The 15,260-nt window shown below is 62.0% G+C and carries 11 protein-coding genes; 1 reads left to right on the forward strand and 10 read right to left on the reverse strand.

Going from position 1 to position 15,260, the window contains the following annotated elements:
* Positions 1-196: 196 nt before the first annotated feature.
* From FHK92_RS25825 to FHK92_RS25870, 10 genes are all read right to left on the reverse strand, one after another.
* Entirely contained in the window at positions 197-2,632 is a 2,436-nt protein-coding gene (locus tag FHK92_RS25825) for a PEP-utilizing enzyme (protein WP_181290620.1), read from the reverse strand.
* Between the two features lie 9 nt (positions 2,633-2,641).
* The gene (locus FHK92_RS25830) at positions 2,642-4,084 is read right to left on the reverse strand and encodes a TIGR01777 family oxidoreductase (protein WP_181290621.1); all 1,443 of its coding nucleotides are present in this window, start codon (positions 4,082-4,084) and stop codon (positions 2,642-2,644) included.
* Positions 4,077-4,565, reverse strand: a complete 489-nt coding sequence (locus FHK92_RS25835; protein ID WP_181290622.1) for a cell division protein — start codon at positions 4,563-4,565, stop codon at positions 4,077-4,079. Before FHK92_RS25835 ends, FHK92_RS25830 begins: the two co-directional genes overlap by 8 nt.
* 260 nt (positions 4,566-4,825) lie before the next feature.
* Positions 4,826-5,692 (reverse strand): ABC transporter permease, encoded by an 867-nt coding sequence (locus FHK92_RS25840; RefSeq protein ID WP_181290623.1) that lies wholly within the window; start codon positions 5,690-5,692, stop codon positions 4,826-4,828.
* Between the two features lie 12 nt (positions 5,693-5,704).
* Positions 5,705-6,565, reverse strand: coding sequence for an ABC transporter ATP-binding protein (locus FHK92_RS25845; RefSeq protein ID WP_181290624.1), 861 nt, complete (start codon positions 6,563-6,565; stop codon positions 5,705-5,707).
* 5 nt (positions 6,566-6,570) lie between these two features.
* On the reverse strand, positions 6,571-7,596 hold the full coding sequence (locus FHK92_RS25850) for an ABC transporter substrate-binding protein (RefSeq protein WP_181290625.1): 1,026 nt from the start codon (positions 7,594-7,596) through the stop codon (positions 6,571-6,573).
* Between the two features lie 37 nt (positions 7,597-7,633).
* Entirely contained in the window at positions 7,634-8,536 is a 903-nt protein-coding gene (locus FHK92_RS25855; protein ID WP_181290626.1) for a TauD/TfdA dioxygenase family protein, read from the reverse strand.
* A gap of 349 nt (positions 8,537-8,885) precedes the next feature.
* A complete protein-coding gene (locus FHK92_RS25860; protein WP_181290627.1) occupies positions 8,886-10,253 on the reverse strand; it encodes an HlyD family type I secretion periplasmic adaptor subunit in 1,368 nt (455 codons plus the stop codon).
* Complete coding sequence (locus FHK92_RS25865; RefSeq protein ID WP_181290628.1) at positions 10,243-12,399, reverse strand: type I secretion system permease/ATPase; 2,157 nt, start codon at positions 12,397-12,399, stop codon at positions 10,243-10,245. The genes FHK92_RS25860 and FHK92_RS25865 overlap by 11 nt, the downstream gene beginning before the upstream one ends.
* 37 nt (positions 12,400-12,436) lie before the next feature.
* Positions 12,437-13,786, reverse strand: coding sequence for a TolC family outer membrane protein (locus tag FHK92_RS25870; protein WP_181290629.1), 1,350 nt, complete (start codon positions 13,784-13,786; stop codon positions 12,437-12,439).
* Between the two features lie 359 nt (positions 13,787-14,145).
* Between FHK92_RS25870 and FHK92_RS27965 the strand changes: the two genes are divergently transcribed.
* Positions 14,146-15,260: retention module-containing protein (locus tag FHK92_RS27965; RefSeq protein ID WP_258232748.1), on the forward strand; the 1,115-nt coding region annotated here is incomplete at its 3' end.

The following is a 15,260-nucleotide window of genomic DNA, read 5'->3' on the forward strand; positions in this document are numbered from 1 at the left end:
GGTTGAGAGCAGCCCCTGAGCTGAACGTATTCCCGTGGCGAGGGAGCTTGCTCCCGCTGGACGGCGCAGGAGTCCCAAACCCTGACGCCTCGGTGTGTCAGGCGGATCGCATTGAGATTGCTTGGGGTCGCTGCGCAACCCAGCGGGAGCAAGCTCCCTCGCCACGGATTCTGCGATCAACAGATGTCGCGGCGGGCTACTCCACCAACCTCAACTCCCCGTCGCAATACACCACCTCACGCCCCAACCACCCCACATCCGCCTGAGGAAGTACCGCCGAAGGCTTGCGCAGTTCACGCAGCAGCGTCGAGCCATGGGACAAGCGTCCACCCATGCGTGCGATCACGGCGCGGGCGTTTTGGTAGTGGGCGTGGCGGCCAGGGTCCAAGGTGTCTTCCAGCAGGATGTCCTCGCCGAGGATGCCCTGGGCCTGACCCGGGTAGATCAGGAACCCGCTCGCCTGCTCGGTGCCCTCGCGACCATCCTGCCAGAAGCTGCCGTCGAGGCTGCGGATGTCCGGGTGCGGTGCAAACCAATGTGCCCGGTCAGCGGGCGGCATGGCGTGATGCAGGCGGAAAAAGATCCGCATCAGGTTGTCGCGATACCATTCACGCACCTGCAAATAATAGCCGCGCAACCCTGGCAGGCCGGCGTCATGGACCAGGCGAATCGCCAACGACCATTGTGGAAAGGCCTGCAATGGCAGCTCGGTCGGCGCCGGGCGCGGTGTGGCCGGGTCGGTTTCCCACGGCAGCCGATGAGGGCTGTGTTCGAGATCGTCATAGGCGGTCGGCGGTCGTCCCAGCCAGTCGCCGCCGCTGCTGGCCAAGGCGCTGGCGATGCACAGGTTGCCCTGCACCACGAACACGTAGAAGCGGGTAAACCAGTCGGCCAACTGCTGGCCGTCGGCACCTTGTCCGGTCAGTTCTTGCAGCTCCCGATCAAACCGTCGCAAGCCGTTTTCCAGCGTCAGCAAATGTCCACGGGCGATGCGTTGCATGCGCAGGAACAACGGCAGCGAACGCAGCAGTCGCAGTGGCCGCCAAGGCAGGTGTGGCGTCGCGCCGCCGACCTCGCCAGCGTAGCTGCTGGCGCTGACGCCCCAGTCAGCCAGCCGGGCGAGAAACAAATCGTTGTTGATGTACGAAGCGCCGCCAAACACCGCCGTGAAGGGCTCGTTGTCCTGCAGCGCCCGCGGATCCCAACGCGCCATGATCGCCGGGATGCTCGCCGCCGCACGGCGCTGGGCGTACTCCACCAGGACGCTGGGCTGCGGTGGCAGGATCTCGGCAATGTTGGCGGCGGTCAGGTGCCGGCGCCAGCCGTAGTCGCTGATCGGGCGGTATTGCAGCAGCCACAGCTGGGTGCCGTCCCATGCCCATTCAACGTCGCCGGGCACGTAGTGAAAGACCCGCAACACGCCTTGCAGAAACCGCCACAACGCGTCGGCAGTCAGGCCATGGGCGGGCTTGAACGCACCGCTGTTCCATGACTCGCCGAGACGGGAAATCACTGCGCGCTCGGGACTCACTTGGCCATCGGCCAACGACTCCAAATGCCCCTCGACCCACTCCAATTCAACGGACAAGTGACGCACGAACGCAATCCCGGACAGTCGTGGCGTGATGAACCGCTGAACCACCACTTCCTCGACACCCGCCGCGCTCAACTCGGCAATGCGCGCCGATACGTTGTGCGTCGGTTCACGCAGGAACGTGGTGCTCAAGCCCGCATTCGCCGCATCGGCCTGATCCTCGCCGTAACTGGAGGAACGCACGGCCCAGGTAGCGTCCGGCTGGTCGTCCAGAAAGTCGGGCAGGCGCGGATCATCACAATGGTTGAGCGACAGCGCCGCCGGTACCGGCTGCCCAGCCAGCTCCGCGAGACGCAAGCGGCCGCCCTTGGTATGCGCGACAAAACCACGTTCGCCGGATTCCAGCCACGCCGCGAATTCAGCCGGTGAATCAATCCACGGATAGTGACCCCAACCTGGCTTCAGGCTGATAGTCAAATCTGCGCGGGCCAGAATCGCCGACCAGGCCGCCGCTTGGGCAACGCCGAGTACCTTGTCTTGATCGCCCCACACCAATTCGACTGGGTCGCTGATCCATTCCAGCAACGGCAACGCAGTGTCGGCCCGCACCAGGTCCCAGTGCGGCACAAAGGCGCGGCAACGAGCGTAGCCGGCGCCCATGCGCTGGTACTGATCAGGCGTCCAGGCCTGGCTGGAAAACTTGTGGGCAAACAGCGTCGGCTTGTTCGCCAGCAGCCAGTGAATGGTCTTGCGAATCGGCAGCGGCGACATCAACGCCGGCAACCGCCGCTGCCACAAAAACGCCCCCACCGGCGCCAGCAAAACACTGCGGCAAAAGTGCCCCGGCTGGCGTTGCAAGGCATGCAGCACCAGCAGAGCGTTCACTCCGACCGCCATGATCGCGCTGCCCCGGACCGTCGCCGCCAGCAACGCCTGGGCGTAGGCCGCGAGGTCTTCGCAAGGGCCCTGAGGATGGTTGCCGAAGCCGGGCAGTTCCAGGGGCACCACGTCGTAATGGTGAAAATGCGGCAACGCGTCGTCCCACCAATCGGCGGCGCTGCCGTTGCCGGCCAGCAGGTACATCCGAGGCTTGCTCATGAATGTTCCTCAGGCCAGGTCGCGCAGGGCTGCGTCGAGCGTCGGGTAACGGAACGTATGGCCGGCTTCGACGAGACGATTGGGCACCACGCGTTGGCCGTCGAAAAACAGCTGGGCCATTTCGCCTGCCAAGGCGCGCACTGGCGCGGCCGGAATGTGAAACCACACCGGGCGCTTGAGCACCTTGCCGACGTTTTCGGCGAACTGCGCCTGGCTGACCGTCTCCGGCGCCACCAGGTTATAGGTGCCGCTCAGGCTTTCATCATCGAAAGCACGGGCGATCACTTGGATCACGTCGTCGCGGTGCACCCAACTCATGATTTGCTTGCCGTCGCCCATCCGCCCACCGAACCCCAGGCGAAACGGAATCAGCAACGGCAGCAACGCACCGCCCGGACCGAATACCACGCCCAGGCGCATCACCACCTGACGCACGCCCAACTCCGTGGCGGGCCGGGCGCAGGCTTCCCACCGCGCGCAGAGCTCAGCCATGAAACCATCGCCCCGGCTGGCACTTTCATCGAGACTTTCGCTGGCGTCTCGCACGCCGTAAAAACCCACGGCCGAGGCCTGTATCCACAATGCCGGTTTGTGCCGGGCATTCCTCAGCCAAGTCATCAAGGCTTCGGTGGTGTTGACCCGGCTGGCGATGAGTTGCGCCTGGCGCTTGGGGCTCCAGCGCGGCCCAGCCACCGGCGCACCCGCCAGGTTGATCACCACATCGAAAGTTTCATCATGGCCCAGCTTGCCCAGCGAACGCAGGCAACGGGCGCGACCGTCAAACAGGTAGGCCGCTTTCAACGGATCACGCGCCAGCACGCTGACCGTGTGCCCGGCGTCGAGCAGTAGATTGACCAGGGTTTCGCCGATGAATCCAGTGCCGCCCGTGACCAACACACGCTTGTAGGCGCCACCGGCAAACGGGTTCGCCGGCTTTCCTTGGCGTTGCATGCGCAAGGCCGCCAAGCCGTCGCGAATCCCCGAGGCCGTGACACCGATGGCGAACAGCGTCAACAACCAGCCGCGCCAGCCGAGGTCGATTGCGCTCAGCCCGGTTGGCAAACTCGCCCACTGCGCCAATTGCACGCCATACAACGCGAAGAACGCCCCGCCGTTGACCGCCAGCACCGTGTGCATGATGCGTTCGATAGGCGGCAGTTTGCGGCTACGGTCCTCGACCACGAAGTCCCAAAGTGTCAGGCAAATTTCCAGGGCGAACAGCAGCGCGATGACAATCGCCCACGTCCCCTCGAAAGCCAGATGCGCAATGCCCAGGAACAGGATCCCGTAGAAGCACGAGCGCAGGGCGTGGATCGACAGCTCCAGCCGCGCACTGTGGCGATAGGGCAAGGCGACGGTAAGCTCGTGGTGATACAGGGTGTCCAGCGCACCGAGGATTGCCTGGGCGATCAGCAGGGCGATTGCCCAGTCCAGCGGTGAAAAATCAGCCATGGTTGGAATCACTCGGCGCGTTGTCGGGCAGGGAAGTTTGGCGGTCGTGGCAATAGAGCCAGAACAGCGGCGGCAATAAAACGAGCAAGGCAACGCTGTCGAACCACAAGTGCGCCCAGACCCGTGCCTGGGCGGAAATCCACATGTCCTGAGGCGCCCAGAGCAGGACGCCGGCGATCAGCCAACCCCAGGGCATGGCGTGCTTCAATCGATTACCGATATGAACGAGGGCGAGCATGTACAGCGCGTAGCTTTGCAATGTGGCGCCGAACAAGGCCAGCCACCAGACTTGCTGCGCGCGGGCCGTGGCGGGCACTGAATCGGCGCCCCAGAACGCGAGTTCGATGGTATTCAAATAGTCATCGAGCATGCCGGAATGACCGGCCCAAGCCAGCGTGAGGCCGGCGAGCAGGTGCATCAGGGCCGCCGCGTACAACCAAACGACCAGGGCTTTGCGAAGGGGGCTGCGAGGGACTGGCATTCCGTGTCCTGAAGGCTTGCTGGAGGCGGCAAGTCTAAAGGGCTTTACTTGGTTAATGGGCTGGCAACGATAATTAAATTCAACAACGAGACCTGCTTCGCAGGCCATCGCGAGCAAGCTCGCTCCCACAGGGGCTTCGTGTCGCACCCAATAACGAGACACAACACCGCCCCACTGTGGGAGCGAGCTTGCTCCGGGCGGCGATCCGACGATGAGGCCAGCCCAGGCAACCCATCCTTGGCGAGGTGACACTCAACGAATCAACGCTGCATCCCCCAACGCTTCACCGTCACCCGCTCCAGACTGTCGAACACCAGGTTCTCCACCAGCAACCCGATCAGGATCACCACCGCCAATCCGGCAAAGACCTTATCGGTGTACAGCTCGTTGCGGTTCTGGAAGATGTACCAACCCAAGCCACCCTTGCCACTGGTGGCGCCGAACACCAGTTCGGCGGCGATAAGGGTGCGCCAGGCGAAGGCCCAGCCGATCTTCAGCCCGGCGAGGATCGACGGCAGCGCCGCCGGGATGAGGATGAACAGCACAAAACGCAGGCCCTTGAGCCCGTAGTTGCGCCCGGCCATGCGTAGCGTTTCCGATACGCCAAGAAACCCCGAGTACATGTTCAACGCCAGGGCCCACAGCACCGAATGCACCAACACGAAAATCAGGCTGTTCTGCCCCAGGCCGAACCACAGCAGCGCCAACGGCAACAGGGCAATGGCCGGCAATGGGTTGAACATCGACGTCAACGTGCTGAGCAGGTCGCGGCCCAACTGCGTCGACACCGCCAGGGTGGTCAAGCCAAACGCCAGGACAATGCCCAGCAGATAACCCTTGAGCAGCACCACCAGGGAAATCCACACCTTGCCCAACAGCTCGCCACTGAGCAAACCGTCGTACAACGCGATGGCAGTCTGCAAGAAACTCGGCAGCAGCAGATCGTTGTTCTGGTAACGCGCCACGCCCTCCCACAGCACCGCCAACACTATAAGGATCAGACTTTTACGCAGCCAACCCTGCTGCCAGAGGCGCTGGCCCACGGGCAACTCCCGCTCCAGCGACACGTGGGTCAGGGGTTGCAAATCGACTTCATACTCTTCGCGCGCAGGCGATAACTGGCTCATGGAACGCTCCCCTTAATACGCGATACGGATGTCGGTGAAATCCAGCTCACGCTCGGTTTCAGGCGGCTGACCTTCATTGAACAGCAGTCCATGAATCCGCCGCGCCGTGTGCTGAAACCCCACACCGCCGAGGCTGTGCAGATCGTATTGATGGCTGTGGATTTCCGCGCGGACGCGTCCCGGATGCGGCGACAGCAGCAGGATGCGATTGCCCACCACCAGCGCTTCTTCGATGGAGTGGGTGACGAACAGCAACGTGAAGCGCACCTCCTCCCAGAGCAGCAGCAACTCTTCCTGCATCTTGCGTCGGGTCAAGGCATCGAGGGCGGCGAAAGGTTCGTCCATCAATAGGATTTTTGGTTGCATCGCCAACGCCCGGGCAATCGCGACGCGGGCCTTCATGCCACCGGACAACGTGTGGGGGTAGGCATCGGCAAACGCCGCCAGGCCGACTTTGTCGAGGTAATGCAGCGCCCGTTCCTCGGCCTCGCGACGCTTGAGCGTGCCGGACGCCAGCAGCGCGAACATCACGTTCTGCTTCACGGTTTTCCACGGTGGCAGTTGGTCGAACTCCTGGAACACCACGATCCGGTCCGGCCCCGGCGCGCTGACAGTTTGCCCTTGCAAGCGAATCTCGCCCTCGCACGGCGCGATGAAACCGCCAATGGCCTTGAGCAACGTAGACTTGCCGCACCCGGACGGGCCGAGCAATACAAAGCGGTCCGCCGGATCGACTTCAAAACTCACCTGATGGGTAGCCCGCACCACACGCTGCGGGGTGCGGTACTCCAGGCTGACGTTATCCACCGACAACAGCGCAGTGTCGGTGCGGGTGGCGTTGCTGGCCGCGTGGCCTTGCAATGGCGCGTTCATGACGATCAGCTCCCCTGCAACGGTTTGGTGTCCTGGAAGAAATAGTCTTCCCATGACGCCGGCTTGTTCTTGATGGCGCCGACGCGGTAGAGAAACTCAGCCAATGGGTAAGTGTTCTTCGGCGTAACGGTGAATTCGATCTGCGGGTTTTCGATGATCTTCAGCAAGGTTGCTCGGTCGATCTTGGCCTTGGTCACCCGCAGGTAGGTGTCCGCCGCCGCGCCCTTGTCGTTCTGGGCGAAGTCAGCGGCTTCAGTCAGGGCTTCGACAAAGGCCTTGTAGGTCTTCGGGTTCTCATCGCGGAATTTCTCGGTGGCGAACAGCACCGTAGGTGAGTTCGGCCCGAGCACGTCATAGGAATTGAGCACGACGTGGACGTTGGGGTTTTGCAGGGCCTGGTCCTGGAACGGCGGGTTGGAAAAATGCCCGGTCAACTCGGTGCCACCGGCAATCAACGCAGCCGTGGCGTCCGGGTGCGGGACGGCCAGGGTGTACTTGTCGAGGCGATTGAAATCCTTGTCGCCCCACTGCTTGGCGGCGGCGTATTGCAGGATCCGTGACTGCACCGAAACACCCACCGCCGGCACCGCGATGCGGTCCTTCTCGGTGAAGTCGGCGATGGTCTTGACGTTCGGGTTGTTGCTCAGCAGGTAATAGGGAAAGTTGCCCAGCGACGCCACCGCCTTGACGTTCTGCTTGCCACGGGTGCGGTCCCAGACCGTCAACAACGGCCCGACGCCGGCCCCGGCAATGTCGATGGAGCCCGACAGCAGCGCATCGTTGACTGCTGCGCCGCCGGACAGTTGGGTCCAATCGACCTTGATGTCGATGCCCTCTTCCTTGCCGTGCTTTTCGATCAGTTGTTGGTCGCGCACCACATTCAGCAACAGGTAAACGATGCCGAACTGCTCAGCGATGCGAATCTCGCCCTCGGCGTGAGCGCTGGCCGGCGCAACCAGGCTGCCGGCCAGCAGGCTGAACCCCAGACCGATGGCAGCGGCCAACGGTGCAAAAGCAATGCGTTTGGACATGGTGATTCTCCAGGCAATTTGCGCGCTGCGCAGCCGATCAGAAAGGGGCGTCGCCCTGGATGGTGGTGCGGTACAGCTTGCGGCGCAGATGACTTGGGCAACCGGCAGCCAGGTGGATCAGCGAGCGGTTGTCCCAGAACACCAAGTCGTGGGGCTGCCATTGATGGCGATAGATGTTCTGCGGCAGCACGCTGTGGGCATACAGCTCCGTCAGGATGGCGGTGCTTTCATCCTCCGGCAGGCCGACGATGCGGGTGGTAAAACCTTCGCTGACGAACAATGCCTTGCGCCCGGTTTCCGGATGCGTGCGGACGATCGGATGCACGACTTCAGCGACCTGGGCCAGTTGTTCGGGCGTCAGCTTCGGACGCCAGTTGCCTTCGAACTTGGTCTCGCTGTAGCGCGCCGTATAGGAATGCGCCGCCGAGCGGCCTTCGATCGCTTTACGTAGCGTTTCGGGCAAACCGTCCAAGGCCTTGTGCATGTCGGCGAACAACGTGTCGCCGCCTTCGCTCGGCAGCTCCTGGGCGTGGAGCATCGAGCCGAGGCTGGGCAGCTCCTTATAGGACAGGTCCGAATGCCAGAACTTGCCAGCATCGCCCAGGCCGATGGACTGGCCGTTTTCGATGATGTTGGAAACGATGAGGATTTCCGGGTGCCCGGCCAGCAGGAATTGCTTGAGCACATGGATCTGCAGCACGCCAAAACGACGGCTGAAGGCGATGTGCTGTTCGGGGGTGATGCGTTGGTTGCGGAACACCACCACGTGATAGTCGAGGTGGGCGCGGTGGATGCGGGCGAAATCCTGATCATTGATGGGCCGGGACAGGTCCAGGCCGACGATCTCGGCGCCGACGGCATCGCTGAATGGACGAATATCGAACGACTGCGGCGCGATGTTCGCGGTGGTTGAATCTGGAGAAAAAGAGACGGCTGGCATACATCACTCCCACGCACGGCGCGCTTGAATGGGCGCGCACTCGATCAAAACTCACGGGGTCACCGTGTTGGTTTGTGTCGTGCGGCGCGCCGATTGGTCGGCAGGTACGCAGGGGGATGACTTTAAAGGTATAAGAAAAGTAATTTAAATATTAAAAATGCATAACCATATGGCAGAACCTATGGGAGCAACCCGCCCTCACAAGGGTTCTGGGAACGCCACGGTCCTGTGGCGAGGGAGCTTGCTCCCGCTGGGGCGCGCAGCGGCCCCAAAAAAGCGATGAGCGCTGCGCACTCAAGCGGGAGCAAGCTCCCTCGCCACAAAAGCGCCTGCGCCACAGGTGTCCCACTTACCGCTCGTGCAACGCCTCGGACCGGGCCTTGATGATCGGTTTGAGCAGGTAGCTCAGCACTGTTTTCTTGCCGGTGATGATGTCCACCGACGCCACCATGCCCGGGATGATCAGCAGGGGTTTTTCAGGCGTGCCCAGGTGGCTGCGTTCGGTGCGCAGCTTGATGATGTAGTAGGTGGTTTTCTTGTCTTCATCGGTGATGGTGTCGGCGCCGATCTGTTCCAGCTTGGCTTTCATCCCGCCGTAGATGGTGTAGTCATACGCCGTGAATTTCACCGTGGCGTCCTGGCCGGGGTGCAGGAAGGCGATGTCCTGGGGACGGATTTTCGCTTCCACCAGGATCGTGTCGTCCAGCGGCACGATTTCTATCAGGTCGCTACCCGGCTGGATCACGCCGCCAATGGTGTTCACCAGCATTTTGTTGACGATGCCGCGCACCGGCGACGTGACCAAGGTACGGCTAACACGATCTTCCAAGGCCTTGCCGGTGGCCTGGGCCTTGTTCAGGTCGGTGCGCGCTTCGTTGAGTTGGGTCAGCGCTTCACTGCGGAATTTGCCGCGGGTCTCGTCGATCTTGCGCTGTACTTCCTTGATCGCCGATTCGGCACGAGGAATTGCCAGCGTCGTGGCGTCCAGTTGCCCACGGGTCTCGACTTCGGCGCGCTTGAGCCGCAGCACTTCCACCGGCGATACCGCACCTTGGGCCACCAACGGCTCGGACATGTTGATTTCCTGGCGTTGCAGCGCCAGGCCAGAGCGATATTGCGCCTGCTTGGAAATGAACTCGCGCAGCTCCTGCTGACGCTGGATCAACTGCTCTTGCAAACCACCAATCTCGTCATGCAATTGCTGGCGGCGGCTGATGTACAGCGACTCCTCACTGGCAGCCTGGCCCGGTACTGCCTTGAGTACATCGGGCGGAAACTTCAACGGCCGGTCATCGACCTCGGCACTCAGGCGCTCGACCCGCAATAGCATCGACAGGCGATCCGCCTCGGTTTCGCCGACGTTGGAGACAAACCGGGTATCGTCCAGGCGAATCAACGGCGCACCGGCCTCGACGATCTGCCCTTCCTTGACGAACAGCTCGGCGACAATGCCGCCTTCCAGGTTCTGGATTTTCTGGATCTTGGAGGATGGGATCGCCTTGCCGTCGCCCTTGGTGACCTCGTCGATCACAGCAAAGTTGGCCCACGTCACCAGGAAAACGAAGAAGGCGATGATGCCCCAGATCGTCAGGCGCACCACTCGGGGGGCGTCTTCGATCAGCGCCTTGTTGACCTCGGGCAGCGGCTGGCCGCGCAGCGACTCGGAGCCTTTGAAGTAGCGGCCGATAGCGCCTTTTGAATCTGATTTAAGCAACACTGATCTGCCCCTTCTTCAACGCTTCCATGACGGCGGCTTTCGGGCCATCGGCGAGGATTTGCCCCCGATCGATCACGATCAGGCGATCCACCAGCGACAGCAACGATGCCCGGTGCGTCACCAGCAGCACGGTCTTGTTTTCCACCACGGCGGCCAAGCGCTGTTTCAAGCGTTCCTCACCGGTGTTGTCCATGGCACTGGTGGGCTCGTCCAAGAGCAGGATGGGCGGGTTGAGGAGCAGCGCGCGGGACAGCGCGACGTTCTGCCGTTGGCCGCCGGACAGGTTCTGCCCACGCTCGCCGACTTGCAGTTCATAACCTTGTGGATGCAGGCGGGCGAATTCATGTACGCCCGCCAGCTCGGCGGCCTGGAGCACCAGTTCGTCTTCGACGTAACGGGCGCCGGAGGTCAGGTTGTCCCGCAGGGTGCCGGCCAGCAGTTGGATGTCCTGGGGCACGTAGCCAATGTTGTAGCGCAACTCGCTGACGTCGATCTGGCGGATGTCCACGCCGTCCACCAGCAACGCGCCGTCGTCCGGTTGGTAAAGGCCTACCAGCAACTTGGCCAGCGAACTCTTGCCCGAGCCGCTGCGGCCGATGATGCCGATCTTCTCGCCAGGCTTGATCACCAGGTTGATGTTCTTCAACGCGGCGTTCTGCTGGTTCGGGTAGGTGAAGTTCAGCTGGCGGCACTCAATCGCCCCCTGCAACACCTTGCGGCTCAGCGGACGCTCTTCGAAATTGCGCTCCTGTGGCAGCTCCATCATCTGGTCGACGGAGGTCATCGTCACCCGCGCCTGCTGGTAGCGAGTCAGCAAACCCGAGAGCGATGCCAGCGGGCTGAGGGCGCGGCCGCTGAGCATGTAACAGGCAACCAGCCCGCCCATGCTGAGGTTGCCGGCGATGATCTGATAGACGCCGAAGACAATCATCACCACGCCGGCCAGTTGCTGGATCAGCAACGTGATGTTCATTGCCAGGCCGGACAACATCTTCACCCGCAGCTCAAGGCGACTGAGGGTGCCGATGGTCTGTTCCCATTGGTACTGGCGCTCGCTCTCGGCGTTGTTGACCTTCACCGCGTCCAGGCCGGCCAGGGTTTCGATCAGGCTGGACTGGCGCTCGGCGCCCAGGGACATGGTTCGTTCCATGGTCGCCACCAACGGCTTCTGCAGCGCATAGCCGATCAACAGCGCAAGCGGAAACGCCACCACCGGAATCCACACCAGATGCCCACCAAGGATGGCGATGACCATGAAGATCAGCAGCGTGAACGGCAAATCAATCAGGCTGGTCAGGGTCAGCGAGGCCAGGAAGTCCCGCAGGCTTTGGAACTCATGGATGTTCTGGGCGAAGCTACCCACCCGCGCCGGACGATATTTCATCGCCATGCCGACGATGCGCTCGAACAGCGTCGCCGAGATGATCAGGTCGGTTTTCTTGCCCGCCAGATCCAGGCACAGGCTGCGCAACATTTTGAGGATCAGGTCGAACACATAGGCGCCGGTGATACCAACGGCCAATACCCACAGGGTCGATTCAGCCTGGTTCGGCACCACGCGGTCGTAGACGTTCATCACGAACAGCGGCGCGGCCATGGCAATGATGTTGATCAGCAGGCTGGCGGCGATGGCGTCGGCGTACAGCCAGCGGGACCGCTTGAGGGTGTCGCGAAACCACGAACGCGCCCGGGGAATGAGCGTGCCGTGATTAACGTCAAATTTATGCTGCGGTTGGGCGAAGAACACCTTGCCGCTGTAGTCGTCGGCGAGCAGTTCACGGCTGACCGTGACTTCACCGCCGTCGCTTTCGCTGAGCAGCAAACGCGCCTGGTCATCCTCGGCCCAGCCCAGCAGGACGGCGCTGCGGCCTTCTTTAAGCAGCAGCAGAGCCGGCATGGCGATGGCGGGGATTTGCTCGAGCTTGCGTTGCAGCACCCGGCCTTGCAGACCGGCACGGGCCGCCGCACGCGACAATAATTCGACGCTTAGCCGTTGCTTGGGCAACGGCAGGCCGGTGGTGAGCATCGCCGCGCTGGCAGGCTTCTGATGCAGCATGCAGAGCGCCAGCAAACCGTCCAACAGCGGGTCGTCGTGCAGCGTGCGCGGGTCATGGACTAGTTCGACTGGACTGACTTCTGATTCCACGCTCGGCACTCTGACTGATTGAAACGGGTTGGAGGACTCAATTCATCCCAGGCAACTGGACCTTGGGTTTCACGTCGTTCTGCACAACCGATGCCAACGGCGCGACCACACCCTGGCTTTTCAGCAACTGACCCATGGTCGCCTTGATGCGGTACTGGGTGAACAGCTGCACATTCTTGATCTCCGCCAGGCGACGGGAGGCGCTGAACAGCTCGTTTTCGCTGTCGAGCAAATCGAGCAGGGTGCGCTCACCCAGGCTGAACTGACGCTGGTAGGCGGTGCGCACGCTGTTGCTGCGATCCACATATTGCTGGGCAACCGGCACTTGGGCGTTGGCGTTGTTCAGGGCGTTCCAGGCCAGGCCCAGCTCTTCAGTCAACTGGCGCAGCGCGTTGTTGCGGATATCCAGCGCCTGGTTGGACAGGTAGGACTTGGATTCCAGGTCGGCCTTGTTACTGCCACCGGCATACAAGTTGAAGCGCATGCGCAGCATGGCTTGCCACTCGTTGTTGTGGCCGTTCTGGCCGTCCAGGTCGTTGTCGGCGGTGCGGCCCAGCTCGGCATCGAAGCGTGGATAGAAGCTCGATTTGGCGGCTTCATATTGTTTTTCGGCAGCGGCGATGTCGGCTTCGGCCGAACGCAGCACCGGGCTGTTTTCCAGCATCTGGGCACGGGCTTCGGTCAGGTTGGCCGGCAGCAGCGCCATAAAGTCGGCGGGACGCTCCAGCTGATCGGGCACTTGGCCGACGGCGCTGAGGTAATTGGTCTCGGCGTCGGCCAGGTTGGTTTGTTCAGTGATCAGGTTGTTGCGGGCCTGGGCCATGCGCGCTTCGGCCTGGTCCAGGTCGGCACCGCTGCCCACGCCACGGGAGGTGCGCAGCTTGATCTGGTCGTAAATACGCTCGTGGCTCTTGAGGTTTTCCTCGGCCAGGCGCACGAACTCGCGACGGGTCAGCACATCCAGGTAAACCTGGGCCACGGTCAGGCCGGTACGTTCGGAGGCGTCCAGCAAGGAATAGGCGCGGGAGTTCACGTTGGCTTGTTGACGCCCCACTTCGCTGGACGTCGCAAAACCGTCAAAAACCATTTGCGACAGACGCAGGCTCGACTCGCTGCGATTCAAGGTTTCCCAATGATTATTGCTGCCCGAACGGGTTGTCACACTGTCGGTGCCTTCACGGCCATAACCGGCTGCAAGGTCCACTCTAGGCAGGTAGCCGCCTTTGGCCGCCTTGAGCTGATAGTCCGCCGCCAGGCGACTGTTCACGCCGGCCTGGATTTCCGGATGGACATCCAATGCCTGTTGCATGGCCTGCGGCAAGGTTTGTGCTTGTACGAAGCTGGCGGCGAGGACGAAAGGTAAAGCCTTGAACAGGTGCGAACGCATGGTTGGTTTATTCCCGAAACTCTTGTCTTGAATCACAGCGAGACGTGGCGCTGCATCGGATGATGGCAACCGGAATGACCGTATGTCGGAAAGTTCAAAACAGGAGCTGGAACACGCACCGAAAGAACAGGTCGCCGCTTAAATATCAATGTGACATTACGGAAGCGATTGTTTAGGATGGCCGGCAGAAGGTCAATAGTTTGGCAGAAACTAAATATGCCAAAAAAACAGTCAAATTATTGTCGAATCAAAGCGTCAAAACATTTTCCCTTAGTGAGCATGAACGTCCAGACCGCTACGGCCAATAAGGCTGTCGGGTCCATGGAAGTCTACTGAACGTGGTACCCGGAGAGTCTTCAATGAGCAGTGTTATTGCCGTTGTCAAAAGCATTGTTGGTCAGGTTTTCGCCGTATCCCCCGAAGGTATTCGGCGCGTGCTCATTGAGGGCGACCGCCTGAATGTGGGCGATCAGTTAGATACCGGCGCTGCCGGCGCCGTCACATTGGAGCTGGCCGATGGCCGCACGCTCGACCTGGGCCGCGACACTCAGTGGAGCGCCAATGCTCCGGACTCTTCCACCGACCTTGAACAGGCCACTGCCCAAGCCGCGCCGTCTGTAGATGAGTTGCAACAGGCCATCGCCGCCGGCGTCGACCCGACGACCGCTCTGGAAGCCACCGCCGCAGGCCCAACTGCCGCGGGTACAGGTGGCGCCGCCGGTGGCGGCCACAGCTTCGTCGTGCTGGACGCCACGGCCGGCAGCGTCGATCCGACGATCGGTTTCCCGACCGCGGGCCTCGCAGCGGCCGCCGCGACCGGTAACAACACCTTGGGTGGCACCACCACCGACACGACAGCCAACGCCGTGCTCAATGCGACCATGAGCCTGAGCGCCACGCCGACCATCACCGAAGCCGGCGGCGTGCTGGTCTACACCGCAACCGTTACCCAGGCGCCACTAACCGACCTGACCGTGACCTTGTCCAACGGTGCGGTCATCGTGATCCAGGCCGGACAATTGACCGGTAGCGTCAACGTACCGCTCGCGCCGAACGACACCGTCTACAACGACCCAAGCCAGATCAGCGTGACCGTTACGGGCACCACCGGCGGCAGCGGCATCGCCGTGACCGTGCCGACCACGCCGGCCGTGACCCAGATCACCGACACCATCGACACCACGACCGTGACTCTGACCGCGGCCAACACGGTTACCGAAGGCGGCCAGATCACCTACACCGCGACGCTGACTAACCCAGCGCAAACGCCAGTGACTGTGACGCTGAGCAATGGCGCAGTAATCAACATCGCTGCGGGCGCTACTACCGGCACCGTCGCTGTCGATACTCCGGCGAACGACGTCTACAACAATGGCAGCACCGTCAGCACCACCATCACTGGCGCAACGGGTGGCAACTTCGAAAACCTGGTGCCAAGCACCACGCCAGCCGTCACCACGATCACCGACTCGGC

This window comes from Pseudomonas brassicacearum subsp. neoaurantiaca (assembly GCF_013608025.1).
GTDB lineage: Bacteria > Pseudomonadota > Gammaproteobacteria > Pseudomonadales > Pseudomonadaceae > Aquipseudomonas.

What these genes read in the sequence shown, in the direction of transcription:
- FHK92_RS25825 (WP_181290620.1), bottom strand. Translation starts at nt 2,632, where the DNA reads ATGAGCAAGCCTCGGATGTACCTGCTGGCCGGCAACGGCAGCGCCGCC.
- FHK92_RS25830 (WP_181290621.1), bottom strand. Translation starts at nt 4,084, where the DNA reads ATGGCTGATTTTTCACCGCTGGACTGGGCAATCGCCCTGCTGATCGCC.
- FHK92_RS25835 (WP_181290622.1), bottom strand. Translation starts at nt 4,565, where the DNA reads ATGCCAGTCCCTCGCAGCCCCCTTCGCAAAGCCCTGGTCGTTTGGTTG.
- FHK92_RS25840 (WP_181290623.1), bottom strand. Translation starts at nt 5,692, where the DNA reads ATGAGCCAGTTATCGCCTGCGCGCGAAGAGTATGAAGTCGATTTGCAA.
- FHK92_RS25845 (WP_181290624.1), bottom strand. Translation starts at nt 6,565, where the DNA reads ATGAACGCGCCATTGCAAGGCCACGCGGCCAGCAACGCCACCCGCACC.
- FHK92_RS25850 (WP_181290625.1), bottom strand. Translation starts at nt 7,596, where the DNA reads ATGTCCAAACGCATTGCTTTTGCACCGTTGGCCGCTGCCATCGGTCTG.
- FHK92_RS25855 (WP_181290626.1), bottom strand. Translation starts at nt 8,536, where the DNA reads ATGCCAGCCGTCTCTTTTTCTCCAGATTCAACCACCGCGAACATCGCG.
- FHK92_RS25870 (WP_181290629.1), bottom strand. Translation starts at nt 13,786, where the DNA reads ATGCGTTCGCACCTGTTCAAGGCTTTACCTTTCGTCCTCGCCGCCAGC.